The organism is Kamptonema sp. PCC 6506, from assembly GCF_000180455.1.
GTDB classification, from domain to species: Bacteria; Cyanobacteriota; Cyanobacteriia; order Cyanobacteriales; family Microcoleaceae; genus Kamptonema; species Kamptonema formosum.
On sequence record NZ_CACA01000337.1, the window covers coordinates 1 to 18,214 of the forward strand.

The window sequence follows — 18,214 nt, forward strand, 5'->3', positions numbered from 1 at the left end:
CTCTCGATCCTTTTGAATGTGTAAAGCTGCTTTCAAGAGCGATCGCGTATATTCGTGTTGTGGATTTTGGAACACAGACTCAACGGGGCCAGTTTCTACTATTTTGCCGTTGTACATCACAGCAATGCGATCGCAATACTCCCCAACCATCGCTAAATCGTGGGAAATTAACAAGATCGATGTCCCCCGCTCTTCGCAAAGCCGCGTTAGTTCTTTTAAAATTTGAGCGGCTACTGTTACGTCCAAACTGGTAGTCGGTTCATCAGCGACAATTAGTTTAGGATTGAGGAGTACAGCTAAAGCGATCGCTACCCGTTGTCGCATTCCGCCGCTAAACTCATGGGGATATTGCGACCAGCGAGAAGCTGGAATTTTAACAGCATCCAGAGTTTCTATGGCTCGATCTTTGGCTTGCGATCGCGATAATTTCGGTTCGTGAGCTTTGAGAGTTTCAATACAATGTTCCCCAATTGTCATTAAAGGATCGAGGCGAGTCATCGGATCTTGAAACACTAATGATACCGCTTCGCCGCGAAACCGTCTAAGCTGTTCCGGGTTCATTTCAAACACAGATTCGCCGGAAAAGGTAACTCGCCCCTGAATTTGCGTAGACTTGGGCAAAAGCCGCATTGTCGCACGTCCTAAAGTTGACTTACCGCACCCGGACTCCCCAACTAATCCCAATTTTTCCCCAGGTTCTAACGTAATAGATACGTCATTAATTGCCCAGCTAGATTGTTGATTTCTTTCTGGGTAAGCTACCCGCAGATTTTCGACACAAAACAGGGAATTAGTCATAAGTGAAGATGGGAGATGGGGGAGATGGGGGAGATGGGGGAGATGGAGAAGATGGGGGAGGAATAGCTATTAACAATTACAGGACTTACGCACCCAACCAAAGAAACCGGGTTTTTTTACGAAAATACTTCGCCCGTACCCACAGATTCTCTCAAAAACCCGGTTTCTAGGCCCCGATGCGTAACTCCTAAATTATCAATTACGACTTACACAGTCTCGACATGAAATCTTTGTTAACCGTTAACCGTTAACCGTTAACCGTTAACAATTATCTATTTAGCTGGCAGACCTTTTCGCTTACTTTCAAATCTTCGCAAAATGTAAGAAGCTGCAAAATCTCCATTCGGATGATCTTCTAAAACTTCTGCTAGTGCAAAGACATACTGAGATAATTCTTCCCCTAGTTTATCAACTATACCTTGGCGTTCTCTTTCGGCGAGTTCTTGCTGGCGGGCCTTGGCTTGCCAGGAGGCTGAAAACATCTGCTCAATTTGGGCGTGGAGTCCCATACTTTCGAGGGTTTCCCATTCACCGCTGTCGCACCAAATGCCACCGCAAACGCTACAACGCTCTACATAGACGGGGGTTTTGGTGAAGGGAATTCGGGCTCGTGAGAGATATTGACCATCGTCTGGACACATTGCAGCTTTAGAGTCATAGGGTGAGGGGGCAAAGTCGGGGCTGACATTCCCTTTTGGCTGGGATTTGCTCGGCCATTGACGTTGATATTCTTGCCAAGCTTGATATTCTTTGGGGGGTATCCAGATGCCGTAGCAGTTAGGGCACCACTTCACGGCTAGGTGGCTGTTTAACATTCCTTCTTCTAACTGCGGATGCTTACATTTTGGACATTGCACGGCTTTTTTCTCCTTGGCTCGATATTCCTATGACTGGTTTATGCTTTGGCTGTAATTAAGACAGCCTATTTATTCTGTGCCTTTTTGCAACAAGGCATCGCAGTAGCGGATCAGGGTGTTAATTCGATCGCTTGCTGCTGTTTGCCTGGTTTGGGCTGTGGCTAGAACCCGCGACGCTTGCAAAAATTTTATATCCATTCCCAACAGACGCAATTGCTTGTGTATTTCTGTCAGGTATGATTGCTCTAACGGTGTTTCTGGCGGATCTAGCCCGTCACTGTCTGAACCCATGATTTGCCCTGCGAAAAATTGCTGTGCTTCCCCAAAAGTTGCCAAGAGTGCTGTCCGATCTAGATTACCCTGTGTGGCAACGGTTTGGAGCTCTTGGAGAAGTTGCTTAAATTGCTGGTAGTGCTGGTAGATATTTTTGGACAGCATAACAAATGTAAAGAAATTTATATCTATAATTAAGATAGATGTTTTAAAGATTCCAAAGATTAAGGCAAGTTGTACATTGTAGTCGCAGCAGCCTAAATCTTAGAGAATATTTTTCAAGGCGAGTTAAACGCTGATTTAGGATTGACGGTCTGTGACGGCTTTTAGCTAAGCTTGGTCTGCTTAAGGCTAAGTAGCGATCTCTGTACTTTTACTCCCAAAACGTTCTTAATTTTACAAGGCAAGGGCAACTGACCAGAGCATTTGCCTAAAATCAGATTTTTTCCTCCCTACGAGGGTGGTTCTTCTCAATTTAGATAGCTATAGTTGACAGACAATACAGGAATCTTTTTCAGATTGACTGTAGGTGTCAATTTTAGCTTAGTATACCTAGATACAGAAAGTCTGCTGTTCAACCGGAAAGCAACTTCTGTTGCACTATCTATTTGTAACTTTTAAATCCTGACTCCTATGAATGCCAACACTCTGATTCCATCAATCTCAAATGACTGTAACATTCCTGATTGGTTACAAGAATGTCTCAATGGGGATGCTAATGGTCAGTCGTCGGGAGCGATCGCTAGCTGTTCGACTGATAATGCTTTAATTTGTCGGGCTTTTAAATTTGCCAACGAGCTCCATGAGGGTCAGTATCGCAAATCTGGGGAGCCCTACATCTGCCATCCTGTGGCCGTAGCCGGAATGCTGCGGTATTTGGGCGGCAATAGTGCGATGGTTGCGGCAGGCTTCCTCCACGATATCGTTGAGGATACTGATGTCACCCTTGAGGATATCGAACTGCGGTTCGGCGCGGAAGTGCGGCAGTTGGTGGAGGGGGTGACGAAGCTTTCTAAGTTTAATTTTTCCAGCAAGACGGAACGCCAAGCTGAGAATTTCCGGCGGATGTTTCTGGCAATGGCTAAGGATATCCGGGTGATCGTGGTGAAGTTGGCGGACAGGCTGCATAATATGCGGACGCTGGAACATCTCTCAGACGAGAAACGCCGTAGTATCGCTTTGGAAACGCGGGAAATCTTTGCGCCTTTGGCGAATCGGTTGGGTATTGGTCGCTTTAAGTGGGAATTGGAGGATCTGGCGTTTAAATACCTGGAACCGGAAGCTTATTGCGAAATTAAGGATTTGGTAGATCAGAAGCGGACTGACCGGGAGGCGCAACTGGCGGAGGTGACGGACATTCTGCGGGATCGGCTGGATAGTGTGGGGATTAAGTGCTATGAAGTCAGCGGCCGCCCGAAACACCTGTATGGTATTTACCAGAAGATGCAGCGCCGACAGAAGGGGTTTAACCAGGTTTATGATATTGCGGCGGTGCGGATTATTGTCGAAAGTAAGGATGAGTGTTATCGGGCGTTGGCGATCGCACACGATGCTTTCTGTCCGATCCCCGGTCGCTTCAAGGACTATATCGGTTTGCCGAAGCCGAACCGCTACCAATCTTTGCATACGGGCGTGATCGGCAATAGCGGCCGCCCCATTGAAGTCCAAATCCGTACAGTGGAAATGCACCACATTGCAGATTACGGGATCGCCGCCCACTGGAAATATAAAGAAAGCGGCGGTTCTAGCAATCTCAAAGTGACAGGAGATGACGAAAAGTTTACTTGGTTGCGGCAACTGCTGGAATGGCAAAGCGACCTTAAGGATGCTGAGGAATATTTAGAGAGCGTTAAAGATAATTTATTTGATGAAGACATCTACGTATTTACGCCCCAAGGCGATGTAGTAGCGCTGACAAAAGATGCAACGCCTGTGGATTTTGCTTACCGCATCCACACGGAAGTTGGGAATCACTGCACAGGTGCGCGGGTGAATGGGCGGATGGTGACGCTGGACTCGCTTTTAAAGAATGGCGATATTGTCGAAATCTTGACTCAGAAAAATGGTCATCCCAGTTTAGACTGGCTAAATTTTGTCAAGACCAGCGGCGCAAAAAACCGGATTCGTCAGTGGTATAAGCGATCGCACCGCGATGAAAATGTAGCTCGCGGTCGGGAATTATTGGAAAAGGAACTGGGCAAAAATGGCTTTGAATCCTTATTAAAAATCTGAGCCAATGCACTCTGTAGCGCTACGCTTCAATTACCACAGCGTCGAAGATTTGTTAGCAGGTTTGGGCTACGGCGAGGTGACGCTAAATCTAGTAGTAAATCGGCTGCGAGATTTAGTACAGCAAAAAGTTGAGGTAGTTCCTGAGATTTTAAATGTGCCAATAGTAGCACCTGCACGGTCGATGCCGAGTTCATCTCCGAGCAAGTCACCAATTGCAGGAGTTGAGGGGTTATTGTATCATTTGGCAGGTTGTTGCAATCCCATACCAGGGGAGGTAATTATTGGAATTGTCACTAAAAATCGCGGCATTTCAATTCATCGCCAAGGCTGTTCTAATACCGACAATGTTCCTGGGGATCGGTTAGTACCTGTGAGTTGGAATCCGACAAATCCGAACGGTGGTCGTCCGAATACTTACCCGGTGAATATTCAAATTGAAGTGCTCGATCGCGTGGGCGTTCTTAATGATGTTTTATCTCACTTGAAAGACAATCATGTAAACGTTCGCAGTGCGAGTGTGAAGACTTATCCGGGTTTACCGGCATTGATTGATTTGTGTGTTGATATCCAGGACAAAGAACAGCTTGAACGGACTTCTATGCAAATTAAAAAAATGAGTGATGTCTTGAATTTACGGCGAGTTAGCGAGGGAAATTAGGACGTTTTTGATGGCTAGAAACTATTGGCAGCGAGAATTACATTTTCCCGATTAGTTGTTTCTGATCGGCTAATGGCGAATTAAAAGCGTAGGTAGCCAATTACTCAGAGCATTACATCTTTGGGTTAATAATTAAGTTGAGTAAGCTCTACAAAGATACTAAATTATTGCGATCGTACGATAATATTTGCAAGTTTATCGACTCGAAAACTTTGCGGATGAGTTTTGCAAGCTGTGCTGCTGGGTAACGCTCGCGAGTTCAAGGCTAACGGAACTGAGTCCGACTAGAGACTTTCTGTTGGAACCAATTCGAGGCTGAGTGCTTTGATTTTGCAGGCAAGCTTGAAGATTGCCGTCGCGTACTACCACTGCCGCAATTTCAGACAGAAGCGGATGCAGGAATTCCGTTTCGGATGGCGGAATATATCGCTTGCGAGTATTATCCGCCGCTTTCCTGCTAAGGAAATGCGCCAAGTCGTTGATATATTTAAGGGAGACTGGTTCGGATTTAGTTCGGCAAAATGCTTTGCATAGTTTTGACCAGAACTCGCCAGTGAATTTGATGTGATTCGCCTCTGGTGAACAGCCGTCTGAAATATTTTTGAGTTCCCTCGGACTGTTGCCTTTTGACAGCGTTTTGAGTCTGGACAGCAAAACCCTGTAGGCGTTTTAACTCAAGTGGCATCCTGCCAGTTGCAGAGATTCCCGACAGGCGGGTTCAGAGTAATTTAATGGTCATACAGCAGGGATGTTTGGCTGGGTTACGTAATTGGAGACAAGATCAGTACCATTACAAGAGCTTTCTGCGAGGGGATATTATGCGTGAGTCAGTGATTTATCACGCGATGATTTTGCAGCGAAGGTACGACAGGAAGGTAGACAGGAAGGCTTAGACAGGAAGGAATGCCAATTAGCGAAGCAGAAGAGTTGGCTCTGGAATTTGTTGCGGGAAAATATATCAATTGAGCAAAAGTGTGTTCGGTCTTACCAGGTTTGTGCGTTGGAGATAGTGCAAAGCTTGCAAATCTTAGCGGGAAAGTTAGCCTATAGTTAGGGGTTAGGGAAAGAAGGAAATATAGCAACCGCCAAGGCGGTTTAAGAGGGGCTAGGGACTAGGGGCTAGGGGCTAGGGAAGACGCGAAGAAGGGTTTAGAATTCAGAGATGATGTTAACTGCCTTGGCAACTGCTATATAATCATAATCAAAGGTTTCAGGAAATTTTAATTTCCTAACTACCTTTTAGATATTAGCTGATCGCCTTATCTTCTTGCTAGAGTCTCAAGGACAATTTAAACTCCCTACATCTTCTGCTGCAGAACAGGACTCAGCTGCTGCAAGCATTGTCCAGCATCTAGTTGCTTCCCGTCAACTTTATAGTTGAGTTTAATCGCCAATATCTTCCTCCGAGATTTTCCCTCGCTAATTCATTCAGAACTTGACGCAACTCCGGGTATTTTTCCAAAATCTAGCACTGAACGCACAATTCTGCGGGCTCGCTTCGATAGGGGGGAAAATATTGCTTATCATCTTTAAGAACCACTAAACCTAGACTTTCTATTAAGCCGTCAGTCGAGTTGCCAGCAATAACATTCTACTTGTTTTTCTCTTAAGTGCTATGGTAAAGTAATCCGTTGTCAATAGCATTATCATTTCGGTAACTCTTCTGCAATACTGTTATCCCGTAAGTTTTAGCTAATCCGGGAAAGCCATCTTCCCTTTCTTTATAACTACTGGGCCGAAACCTGCTCGCAATTTGGGTGCAGCTTTGCTTAACGATCTGGAGATCACAGGGTTACCAATGCACGAGTTAGAGTTTTTTGGCATCATCTGCCCCGGACAATAATTGCGAAACTATTATTAAATCCTAGAGCGTTCTGTCCACTCTAATTGATACTGCTTTTGCATGATTCTTGCTTGATATAACTGTAAACTTTTTTGGGATCGGAAATCGGTTTTCTGTTGTGAGAGATCCGTTGGCAAAAGCAGTGCCAGTATATTCTACATATAAGTACAACTTTACCAGCTACTAGGGATTGATGCGCAAAGAAGTGCCACCTAAATTCAGTTCGCAGGTTTTACTTGTATATCATGTCTTCGCCTCGATGTGGCGGGATAAAATTTCTACGAGGATGACTTGTTCTGTAAAATCTTTTGAGCAAATGACAATCTGTTTTTGGGAAATAGCATGATCGCAGGCATGTGGTGCTGAATAATGACCAAAACGAGCGAGAACGATAGAGGATAAAAAATAGCGTACGTCTTGCATTTTGTGCTCATTGTAGCTCCTGTAAAATCTGAAGAATTGTAGGGGTAGCATTCTCAATCTGTTCAACAGTATTACCAAAGAAGGGACTAGGGGCTAGGGACAGGGGAGCGAGGGGGAGCGGGGGAGCAGGGGGAGCGGGGGAGCAGGGGAGCGGGGGAGACGGGTAGGAGCAATTTTTAATCAATTCAAATTCTGCTATTCCCAATTCTCCATCGAAGGGTAAGCGCGTATTTGTCGAATCTGGGGATATTCGCGCCAAACGCTTAGCTAGAAAGGCGGGGGCTTTGGTCGTGTTTGTGGTGGATGCTTCTGGTTCGATGGCTTTGAATCGGATGCAGTCGGCGAAGGGGGCTGTGATGCAGCTTTTGACGGAAGCTTATCAAAGTCGCGATCAAGTGGCTTTAATTCCGTTCCGGGGCGAGCAGGCTGAGGTGTTGTTACCGCCTACTCGTTCGATCGCTTTGGCCCGTAACCGTTTGGAAAGATTACCTTGTGGGGGCGGTTCGCCTTTGGCTCACGGGTTGACTCAGGCGGTGCGAGTGGGTGTGAATGCTCAGAAGTCTGGGGATGTCGGCCAAGTGGCGATCGTTGCTATTACTGATGGCCGGGGTAATATTCCTTTGGCTCGTTCTTTGGGGGAACCGATTTTAGATGGGGAAAAGCCGGATATTAAGGCGGAATTGTTGGAAATTGCGGGCAAAATTCGAGGTTTGGGAATGCAGTTGTTGGTGATTGATACGGAGAATAAGTTTGTTTCGACAGGTTTTGCTAAGGAGTTGGCGAAGGTTTCGGGGGGTAAGTATTATCATTTGCCGAAGGCGACGGATCAGGCGATCGCGGCAATGGCGAGGGGTGCTCTCCGCGATGCAATTCGCTAGAAATTGAAGCTCTAATTCGTAGAGAAACCCGGTTTTTTCATAAACCGGGTTTCCGCATCCAGAACTTTATCATTAATTTTTCCTCTTAGCACAAACAACCCACTTATCAAAATTTTATAGTTCTTTTTTCCCTGCCCGACGGCGAGTTAAAGCAAAAGAACCTGCGACTACACCTAAACCAGCTAGCATTGCTGGCTCTGGAACTCTTGCTGGACTGGGACTTGTCGATAATGACCTATCTGGCCGTGCATCTGAAAGCGGGCTAGTGGGGCTACTCTGAGCTAGTAAAGAGTTTCCAGAATTCCACATTCTACCTAATGAAATTGTTTGCAAGTTGGCAGCGAAGGCACCTTCTCCCCAAGCAATGACTGTTGCGATATATAAGACCCCCGCACCAGAAGTCAATAATTTGTTCATACAAAGTGCTAACATTAGTGATTATTACTTTTTGGGCAATTGACGACTAGCGAAATCTGTGCATTTCTATCATCTTAACCTCTTTTGTCGAAGCCACCTTAACTAAATTCACCGAAGTTTGCGCCAGAGTAAGGATGAAACTTAAGATTTTCGCGGCACTAGATGACACCCAACTTATTTAGCTATATGGCAGCTCTGCGGTATTAGGCAATGCTCAGAGGCGATCGCTCAAAATATGCAGATCTCTAAATTCCATTATACGCAAACATTCTGAATATTTGAAGGAGTTGCCTTGGGTTCTTTACGCAATCTTTAAGATTATCTATTTTACCACAGCATATTGTAAAGATTCTGTAAATATAATTAGGGAAGGTAACAAATAGCACTCAGTATAAATACGGCTACTTAGTGAAGCTAGGACAATTTGAGCTTTGGGAGAGTACAGAAGCAGGAGTACAGAGTAGCTGCAAGGTGTGTTAGATTAAGTTGAGAAGTTAAAAGGATTTGCCATGTTATGGGAAATATTAGATATTCAAGGTCAAATTGATATGCTGAGCGATCGCCTAGCTAAAATGCAAGACTGTCTTTGACCCCTTAGCAGTAGCCGCAAAGATTCAAAATTTACAAAACTTAGCAGAAGAGCCAGGACTTTGGGAAGATATAACCGCTCTTAAGCTGACACTTCAAGAAATAGATGAACTCCAGTCTTATCCTGCGCGGCTCAAGCAGTGGCTAATCATTTTAGAAGATATCAAAGCAGCAGTAGAATTGCTGGAATTTCAAACAGATAGCGAACTGCTCCAAGAAGCTCAAACCAATATCAAGCGGCTAAACTGCGAACTTGAACACTTGGAATTAGAACAACTGCTAAACGACCCTTACGACCAAAATGGAGCATACTTAATAATTAATGCTGGCAATGATGAATTAGATGCTCAAGATTGGGCAGAAATTTAGACGAATATCGCCTTTTAATATCACAAAAACGCGACCGACTACAGCAACGGTGGAAGTTACGCCAATGGTCGATCTGGAAATTCCAGAGAAGTGTTTAGAAATCAAGCACGCTTATTCTAATGTTAGGAACATTAACGGTATGCGGCATCCTTGGGTGCAAATTGTTCACATTCCCACAGGTATTTCTGTAACATCCAACCAAGAGCGAAGTCAGAGGCTAAACAAAGAGAAAGCTCTTGCTATTATCAAAAGTAGACTGTTTGCGATCGCGAAAAGGCAATTCGTCAAAGACATTGCTGAAATAGATCGCGATCGCATTGCAGAAATCTTTACCCACCCGATCCGCGATTATACCTTCTATCCTAGCCAAATAGTCAAAGATCGCCGTAGCGGGTTTGAAACAAATGCCGTTGCAGAAGTGCTTGCTTACGAACTCAACCCTTTGATCAAAGCCTATCTCCGAATTAATAATGAGGGTAATGGGTAATTGCACATCCTCAACCCCGATGTTTTGGGAGTGGTGACAGTTAACTGTTAACCGTTAACAAATAGCCAAACAGCAGTTAAAATCGATAGTACACAGCAAAAGTAGGAGAAGTAGTAGTAGTGGAAGTTCTAGACATCAAACGGGAAATCGAAACGTTGTGCGATCGCCTGGGTAAAACCCAGGACTATCTTTGACATTCCCGCACTCACAGCCAAAATCTCAGACTTAGAACAAATCGCGGCTCAACCGCAATTCTGGGAAGACCAAAACGCAGCTCAAAATACACTTCAAGAACTCAACGACCTCAAATCGCACTTAGAGCAGTATAATCAGTGGCACACCAGTCTAGAAGACGCGGGGGCCATCTTGGAGCTGCTGGAGTTAGAAACCGATGAATCGCTGCTCCAAGAGGCTTACACTAATCTTTCCCAATTGAGTCGCGAACTCGATCAATGGGAACTGCAACAATTACTCTCAGGGCCCTACGATGCAGGCGGAGCAGTTTTGACCATTAACGCCGGTGCTGGGGGTACGGATGCTCAAGATTGGGCAGAGATGTTGCTGCGGATGTATACTCGCTGGGGAGAACGCCAGGGTTATAAAGTACACTTGGCTGAAATTTCCGAGGGAGACGAAGCGGGTCTGAAGTCGGCCACTCTGGAAATTGTCGGTCGTTATGCTTATGGGTATTTGCGATCGGAGAAAGGAACCCATCGCCTGGTCAGAATTTCGCCATTTAATGCTAACGATAAGCGCCAAACCAGTTTTGCTGGAGTGGAAGTGATGCCAATTCTCGATCGTTCGGTAGAGTTGGACATTCCAGAAAAGGATTTAGAAGTCACGACATCTCGCGCTGGCGGTAAAGGTGGCCAAAATGTCAACAAGGTAGAAACAGCGGTGCGGATAGTTCACCTTCCCACTGGTTTAGCCGTGCGTTGTACTGAAGAGCGCAGCCAGTTACAAAATAAAGAGAAGGCTCTCGTTCTTCTTAAGGCTAAGTTATTAGTGGTGGCTCGCGAACAACGAGCTAAGGAAATTGCGGAGATTCGCGGAGATATGGTGGAGGCGGCTTGGGGAAATCAGATCCGCAACTATGTTTTTCATCCTTATCAAATGGTGAAGGATCTGCGGACTGGGGTAGAAACGACTGCGATCGCAGATGTGATGAATGGGGAATTAGAGCCGTTTATTCAAGCTTATCTGCGTCAAGAAAATCAGTTAGTTGAATCCGCAGCAATCTAATCTGGTTGAGTATTAGTTACCTGAAGAGAAATTGCTAATGGTGCGATCTGGTGAGTAGGCGATCGCGCAGGTTGTGGGATCGCCGCCTGTCATCAAATCGAGAAAGTTAGATTGAGGGATTAAGCGTGTGGTGTCTTAGGAAAACATGAAGTGGTGGTGGAAAGCGCCAGTCTAGGAGTTCCCATTGCTCAATAATAAATATTGGTTTAGCTGATGCTCTTGACATTAAGGTCAAAGAACTATTTGATCAAGATATTGATTTAGAGAAAAACTGAAATGGTAGATGAAGATGAACTACTTAATATAGCTAGGCTCAATATCCGGAAAGTCTTGGAATTTAACCCTTACAAAAGTTATTATGGTATAAATAATCGAGAGGAATTCAAACAACTAATAGCACTTGATCCTGCATTTGGTGTTTTAGGCTTAGATGACGACAGATACATTATTGCTAGAGTAGGTGGAAATCTTGTAACGTCTTTACACCGTAAATTGGGTGATATGTACGAAGCATTGTTTGCCTACCTTTTGAGAAAGAGTTTTTCATTAAATGAAAACGATCTACATTTCAGTGTACAAGTTCAAATTGGCGATCGTATTCAAGTTCGCTCTACTGACGGCTTGATCAAGAAAGATAAATTTAATCAGCGAATCCCTGAAGCTTGGATGACTTATCAAGGAATAGGTTTTGAAGTTCGTTCTTGCTATCAAATTGGTGACTCAAAGAGAATCCAAGCTGACTATGATATGTCATTAGCATTAAAGTCTTACGAAATTCTGCCTGTAATGTTAGTTTTCTGCAACACATCATTAAAAAGCCCTCTGGCTAGATTATCTAAAAGTTGGGAACTTTATCAAGGAATGAACAGCTTCAACTTAGTGGAATCAATAACTGGTTTTAACTTACATAACTTCCTCCAGAATAATTCTCAAACTCTCAAGCAAGAAATAAATAATATTTTTGCTAACTTCTAACACAAACAGCCGTTTCGTAAAGGCGCTTTCTCCCTCCCCTTTTTCTGAAAGAGACTATTTTTTCAACCTCAAAACCTTCGTGCCTGAAAAGCTTACCCAAGATAGATTCAGTAAATATTTCTACCCCTAAAAGTCTAGAATTTCCTACAATATATGCACCTCGAAAGCTAGTTGCCTTAACTTCCTTAAGAGATTTTATGTGTTTCCACATATCAATAAAGTATTTTGTTGCATAATTACACATCAACACACTTTTATCTTGCAGTTCTTCGTAATAGCAAAGATATGATTTAAGATCGGTAGGAACTACAATCAATTCTTTCTGTAAAACAGAAGTAGCTCTACCCCAAGTTCCACCAATTGCCTGCAAATCAATTTCTGTAGCTTGTCTAACATTATCTAAAACTTCCATGAAGTGCAATTGTGGTCTAGTTTGATGAACGTAACTATATCGATTTGGATAAGGAGGTGAAGTGATTACGAAATCAACAGGAGAATTAATTTGTTGTTTCAAATTATGGGTTGAGTTGCCTAGTTTAATTGAGCCGAGTTTTGAAAATGAGCTTTCTTCAATATTCAGACTTATTAAATCAGTGTGGATCATCCCTAAATTTTTGCTTACCTCGGAAAAGACATCAATTTTTCTTTGATGATTGTCATCAAAAGTAATTGTTGGATGATTTCTGTGAATATTTGCACAATCTAAACAGGCTTCACTTAAAGCAATCCATAAATAATCTGTAACTGGATAATATGCTGGGCTTAACATTACCTCGCGAAAGATAATTAAATTTTTAAGAACATCTTTTTTCCACCATCTAAACACATTGTGAATAATCGGAATATTTGTATTAAAAGATTCTACAACATCTTCGATAGAAACTTCTTTAAATTTCTCTATTAAACTATCTACCTCGGTAAGATATTTTTCAAATAGATGAAGATTGTCTGTATTCCATCTAAGAGATTTACTGCCGACTTGTTGTAATAAAGGGTTGATTTCAATGCCCAGAGCCTTTATTCCCTGTTTTTGGCATTCTATAGATGTTGTCCCTCTGCCGCTAAATGGATCAACGACAAAATGTTTTCTAGCAATTTGCAATTCTTTAATCAAAAATCTTACTAAGCTTGGGGAGTAGCTTGGAGTAAGACGATACCATCTATGAACTGACTCAATCTGTCCTGATTTGAAGGTAATATCTCCTATATCTATTTCCTGATAATCAAAACCAGACTCTTGGATATTTGTATGAAAACACCTCGTATTATCATTGGTATCTGGCTCAAATAGTGATAACTGCTGGAACATAGATACTAACCTTATGAAGTGCTACTGAAGAGTAGCATAATTTGCCTTGACTGACAAGACTTCAAGGGATGGTGTTGCTTTCGTCACACAGGACACAGAGATAGAGAAGACATACGTAATATTTACTTTACCAAGGATTGCCAATCATTGTAAAAGCGGCCCAATAATAAGGATGCGATAAAAGTCTATTCCCACGAGCTGAAATTGGCGCTGGTAAAGAAATTACATCCTCTCGTCCCGCTACGCGCAAGGCCCCATTTTCTAGTCGCACTTGGCCTCGCAGCATGGCAAGTTGCGCCTGTCTCAATGCTTGCGCTTTAATAATTGGGCGATTATTTTCTCCACGCGATCGCAACTGCTGATAAAATTCTACCATTAGTCCTAAAGTCCCTTCGTCGCTGACTTCCCATAAACTCGCTAAAGCCGATCGCGCACCACTAGCAACTGCCAATCCTGCAAATCCTAACTCCGCTTGCTCGTCTCCTAATGCTGTGCTACAAGCGCTCAATACTAATAAGTTTACTGGCGGATCGTTCCATTTCAATTGTCTCATTTGATCTAATCTTAGTTTAGTATCCCACAATTGAATGTAAGAATTACTCGGTACTCCTGGCTGAAATTCGCTATGAGTTGCTAAGTGAATTATTCCAAAAGATTGTGCTGCTCGTTGAGCTTGCAAATTAGCGAGAGTAAAATCTTGATTGAGGAAAGATTTACCTTGTTCTGGGGACGCGATCGCAGATAATTCTACTGGTACTGCGGGTAATGGTGGTTTGTCGGTAAATATTGATGCTCCCATTCCTAAAACTTCTTGGTCGCTAATATCTTCGTAGCGAGTATCTGTTAAACTGAAACTGGGCATGATGCTAATACTATAATTTTCTACTAAGAATTGCTGACCGCTATGAAGAGCAGCAAATGGTATACTCCGCAAACCTGATGAGGGGATAATAATTAAGTTTTGAACGTTTAAGGCTTTTAAATCTGCTTCTAAAGGAGCCATTAGCCAACGATAAAGCTGTTGTGCTGGTTCCAAATAAACGGCTGTATTTCTGAGTTGCGTATTGGTAAGATCGCTCTGAAAATTTTCAGCTACTTCTAATAACTGTAATCGAGTTACTTCTGGTACTAAAGCACGGATAGTCTGTCCAGAAGGATTGACGAGTACGAGTTCTAAGCGATCGGTATCATTTTCGGTATTAAGTGATAATTGGTTGGATCTTTCTGGGTTGATTTTGAGCAATGAGCTATTTTCTCGGACTGTTGACGATCCACTTCCTCTAACCCAATTCATATAAATGATTGCAGATTTAATTCCAGTTTCTGCTTCATTTTTACGAAGGGTATCGTAGACAACAGACATATTGCTAACTGGTTCTCTCGCAGGTAGTTGTAAATATTTTTTATACTCCTGCGTGAAGTTTTCTTCAAATGCCAATACTCCCGTTAAATCTACATTTATTGCTAAATTGGGAATAGGAATATCTGGTTTTGGGCCGTATTCTCTTTCGGATGAGCTTTGTGGCGATCGCGTTTCTCCTTGAAGAGATGTTACAATTGATACCTGGGAAGTAGTCGGAAAAGGTAGAGATTCAGGTGTTAGACTTGGTGTAGGATTAGGCGCGGGACTTGGAATCGGATTAGGTGTTGGACTTGGTATTGGATTAGGTGTAGGACTCGGAGTAGGATTAGGCGCGGGACTGGGTGTAGGATTAGGTGTCGGACTTGGAGTAGGATTAGGTGCAGGACTTGGTATTGGATTAGGTGCAGGACTTGGCGTAGGATTAGGTGTAGGATTAGGTGTAGGACTTGGTGAATTGCCTGTTGTAATTAAAGAAATCTGATTAGGTGAATTGCCTTGTCTGTAAGTTCCTTCAAAAGAGCGATCGGGTAAAATAACATTATTAATTCCAGTATTAATTGCGCCTCTAGTTCCATTTGTGGTAGCATTTCCCACAACAAAAGATTGTTCGCTACCGCCTCCATGTCGAATCGCGATCGCGCCTCCACCTTCGCCGCCAACTGTAGAAATGCTAGACTCGATACCTTCTAAATCTATAAAAGTATCGCTGGCGCGGAATAAACCAGAAGTGGCGATCGCAACTGTCCCCCCATTCCCATTACTTCCACCTTGAGCGTCGATCGCACCGATATTAATGTTATCCTGTGCATTGAGGAAGATATTACCACCGCTGCCCTCAGTACCGCTAACGTTAATATTGCCAGTAACAATTTCCCCAGACGATCGCACTTCAATATTACCGCCTCTAACTCCAGAAGCATTTAAACCTTGGGATACGACAGATCCAGCTTCAATTAAAATATTACCGCCAGAAACCGTTACATTTCCTCCGAAAGTCGCTTTATCGTTTGCATTTACCTGCAAACTACCCGCCGCAATTGTCGAATTTGCCGTTACATTACCACCACTTTCAAGCGCGATCGCGCCTAACCTTCCACTATTACCAACCGCATCCTCAAAAGCGATATCGCCTCCCGCCTTGATTTCTAGGTTATTCGCATCTCCCTTGCTATCAAAAGTATTGGTAAAAGTGATATCGCCGGATGCTCTCAAAGACACATTTCGCGCGATCGCTACTGCACTATTAAATGTTATGCTGCCTGCGGTGATATTCCCCGCAACTTCCGCATTTTCAGCGTTAACATTCAGACTTGTCAGAGGTATGCTTTCACCCACACCACCACCTAATTGCAGTCGCAAAGTGTCGATCGCGAGTTCGTGACTGCCATCAACCCTGCCTGGTAAAATAATATTACCCTGACCTTGAGTGCTGAGAGCGACATCATCACCCAGTAAAACATTGCCGCCAAAAGTAATACTGCCGCCAGATGTAGTAATATTGGCATTGAGAGTGGAAGATAGAGCATTAAGCGCGATCGCCGCATCTCCCCTTCCCGTCACTTCACCGTTAACAACGATCGCCCCTCCTTGAAGCGTCACTGGATCGTTAAACGTCACAGGATTAACCACAGTAATCACACCTCTACCATCAGATCCCCCGATAGCGATCGCACTAAAACCATCTGCGATCGCACCAATATCTGTCGGCGTTAAGTCCAAAACCCCTAAAATATCTGCTGTCCCACCTAGATTAATATCTCTGCTACTAAGTGTTTCTAAACGAATTGTACCGCCAATACTACGACTCGAACTATCACCGCCCCTGAAATCAATCCCATTACCTCTTAAAGTAATATTACCACCATTAGCATCAAGTCTACCAACAGAAATACTAGCGGCAGAAATATTAATATCGCCTCCCTGAGTCTGAATCAAATCGTTAGCATCGATGACAACAAACACCCCATCGGTTCTAAAAGTAATAGAATTTCCTTTACCCGATTGCAATGTCAGTGCATCATCCGGTAAGTTATTAAGAACAATACTATTAGTAGTTTCAACAATAATATTACTATCCGCAGCAATGCTTTCTAATTGTGATTCAGAGATAATTGTTGGGTTAGATCCGAATTGGGCCGCCCTGCGATTTGCCGTGAAAACATTAGTTTGTGAAGATCCAGATCCAGGTTCAATAATAATATCACTTGGATCGAGTAAAAGAGTGCCGATCGCACCATTAGGAGCACGGGTATCTACTTTACCCGCGAAACTCAAAGAATTTTTACCCGACACCTCCACAAAACCCCCATTACCTCCCAGAATCCCGCCTCGCGCAGCGATATTCCCCAAAAAGTTAGTCCTACCATTGGCCCAAACTACAACCCGGCCACCGTTATTGAAGGAAGAAGGAAGAAGGAAGAAGGAAGAAGGAAGAAGGGAAGAAACGCCGTTAGCGGCGATGTTAGAATTGCTATCGATCGAAGTCTCAACGGCATTAAAATTGCCTTTGCCTTGGAAATCACCGCCAATGAATACAGTACCGCCGTTAGTACCTGAAGCATTAATATTAGCTGAAATTAGACCCACGCGATCGCCTAAAATTGCTACTCTTCCTCCTGAGAGAAAGGGGGAAGATACATCGATGGAACCAGACGCAATCGTAGTTCCCGGTGAAAGTGGGATAGTTGTACCAGAATTAGTTAGCTGAACCGTACCATCGTTATTAACAGTAATTCCTGTAGCGTGACTTTCACCCACACCTGCAATCAATTGGGGAATTACGATTGCATTGAACGAGGCCCCAGTCCCGATTTCCAAACTCAAAAGATGTCCTGCTTGAGAGATGCGAACCAAATTTTCCCCAGGGACAGCAGCAATAGTAATCGCACCTCCCGGCGCTGACAATTGCCCAGTATTGATCGCCACACCGCCAAGTAAACTTAAACTTTGCCCCTCGCTAACTGCCAAATTACCAGCATTGACAATTACCCCTGTTTGCGAACTAAAATTAAAAGAGTTAGGAGTTCCTACCAAGGCTGAATAATCATTAACTCCAGTAGCATTAAACCAGCGATCGCCAAAACCAATACTGTTAGCAGTTGTCGCCAGAAAAGATCCAGGTACATCTAATCTTGCACCTTGACCAAAAACAATACCCGCAGGATTCATTAAAAATAAATTAGAGTTGCCACCACTAACAGAAATTAAGCCATTAATCGATGAAACATTTCCGCCGACAACCCGCGTTAAAATATTTTTAATGTTAGGATTAGTCAAAAAATTAGCAATTTGAGTTTCACTGAGACCAAACTGACTAAAACTATGAAAAAGATTAGCACCATCCCCAGATAGTTTACCACCGCTAATATCGAAGCGATCGCCTTCAGATTTAACAGTAGTGCCAGTACCGTCAGCAGCGGGGATAATTTGTTCTGCTTGCACTGCGATTGGGAACAGCCAAGGTAAACTCAAAAATAATAAAAAGTAAAAATAACTCATTCGT

Annotated in this window: 12 protein-coding genes and 2 pseudogenes; 6 read left to right on the forward strand and 8 right to left on the reverse strand. The window is 43.5% G+C overall.

The window, feature by feature from the left end; translation table 11 throughout:
• The 3 genes from OSCI_RS22775 to patD all read right to left on the reverse strand — a co-directional run.
• Positions 1-798: ABC transporter ATP-binding protein (locus OSCI_RS22775; RefSeq protein ID WP_039962865.1), on the reverse strand; the 798-nt coding region annotated here is incomplete at its 3' end.
• A gap of 272 nt (positions 799-1,070) precedes the next feature.
• Positions 1,071-1,655, reverse strand: coding sequence for a zf-TFIIB domain-containing protein (locus tag OSCI_RS22780; RefSeq protein ID WP_007357527.1), 585 nt, complete (start codon positions 1,653-1,655; stop codon positions 1,071-1,073).
• A 69-nt stretch (positions 1,656-1,724) separates the two neighbouring features.
• Positions 1,725-2,093, reverse strand: coding sequence for a heterocyst frequency control protein PatD (gene patD, locus OSCI_RS22785; RefSeq protein ID WP_007357528.1), 369 nt, complete (start codon positions 2,091-2,093; stop codon positions 1,725-1,727).
• 468 nt (positions 2,094-2,561) lie between these two features.
• On the opposite strand from patD, the pseudogene OSCI_RS22790 reads away from it, so the two are divergent.
• Positions 2,562-4,818, forward strand: a pseudogene (locus tag OSCI_RS22790) (RelA/SpoT family protein).
• Positions 4,819-5,013: 195 nt separating this feature from the next.
• On the opposite strand, the gene OSCI_RS30305 reads toward OSCI_RS22790, so the two are convergent.
• Both OSCI_RS30305 and OSCI_RS27985 read right to left on the reverse strand, forming a co-directional pair.
• The gene (locus tag OSCI_RS30305; RefSeq protein ID WP_157135589.1) at positions 5,014-5,472 is read right to left on the reverse strand and encodes a hypothetical protein; all 459 of its coding nucleotides are present in this window, start codon (positions 5,470-5,472) and stop codon (positions 5,014-5,016) included.
• Positions 5,473-6,904: 1,432 nt separating this feature from the next.
• Positions 6,905-7,084: a hypothetical protein gene (locus tag OSCI_RS27985; RefSeq protein WP_007357530.1), complete on the reverse strand. Its 180-nt coding sequence runs from the start codon at positions 7,082-7,084 to the stop codon at positions 6,905-6,907.
• A gap of 221 nt (positions 7,085-7,305) precedes the next feature.
• On the opposite strand from OSCI_RS27985, the pseudogene OSCI_RS22805 reads away from it, so the two are divergent.
• Positions 7,306-7,962, forward strand: a pseudogene (locus tag OSCI_RS22805) (VWA domain-containing protein); the annotation flags it as partial.
• A gap of 114 nt (positions 7,963-8,076) precedes the next feature.
• Here OSCI_RS22805 and OSCI_RS22810 read toward each other — a convergent pair.
• On the reverse strand, positions 8,077-8,379 hold the full coding sequence (locus tag OSCI_RS22810; protein WP_019487813.1) for a PEP-CTERM sorting domain-containing protein: 303 nt from the start codon (positions 8,377-8,379) through the stop codon (positions 8,077-8,079).
• Between the two features lie 660 nt (positions 8,380-9,039).
• Between OSCI_RS22810 and OSCI_RS31125 the strand changes: the two genes are divergently transcribed.
• From OSCI_RS31125 to OSCI_RS22825, 4 genes are all read left to right on the forward strand, one after another.
• The gene (locus OSCI_RS31125) at positions 9,040-9,336 is read left to right on the forward strand and encodes a PCRF domain-containing protein (protein ID WP_234708811.1); all 297 of its coding nucleotides are present in this window, start codon (positions 9,040-9,042) and stop codon (positions 9,334-9,336) included.
• Positions 9,311-9,823, forward strand: a complete 513-nt coding sequence (locus tag OSCI_RS31130; protein WP_083811327.1) for a peptide chain release factor-like protein — start codon at positions 9,311-9,313, stop codon at positions 9,821-9,823. Before OSCI_RS31125 ends, OSCI_RS31130 begins: the two co-directional genes overlap by 26 nt.
• Positions 9,824-9,942: 119 nt before the next feature.
• Positions 9,943-11,065, forward strand: a protein-coding gene (gene prfB / locus OSCI_RS22820; protein ID WP_148288928.1) for a peptide chain release factor 2 whose coding sequence is annotated in 2 segments (ribosomal slippage) — positions 9,943-10,014 and positions 10,016-11,065 — 1,122 coding nt in all. Because the reading frame shifts where the segments join, the coding sequence is not laid out codon by codon here.
• A gap of 276 nt (positions 11,066-11,341) precedes the next feature.
• Positions 11,342-12,040: a hypothetical protein gene (locus tag OSCI_RS22825; protein WP_007357535.1), complete on the forward strand. Its 699-nt coding sequence runs from the start codon at positions 11,342-11,344 to the stop codon at positions 12,038-12,040.
• Here OSCI_RS22825 and OSCI_RS22830 read toward each other — a convergent pair.
• Together OSCI_RS22830 and OSCI_RS22835 are read right to left on the reverse strand one after the other, a co-directional pair.
• Positions 12,030-13,349 (reverse strand): DNA methyltransferase, encoded by a 1,320-nt coding sequence (locus OSCI_RS22830; RefSeq protein ID WP_007357536.1) that lies wholly within the window; start codon positions 13,347-13,349, stop codon positions 12,030-12,032. The genes OSCI_RS22825 and OSCI_RS22830 overlap by 11 nt on opposite strands.
• Before the next feature lie 127 nt (positions 13,350-13,476).
• Positions 13,477-18,210, reverse strand: a complete 4,734-nt coding sequence (locus tag OSCI_RS22835) for a CHAT domain-containing protein (protein ID WP_007357537.1) — start codon at positions 18,208-18,210, stop codon at positions 13,477-13,479.
• Positions 18,211-18,214 lie beyond the last annotated feature (4 nt).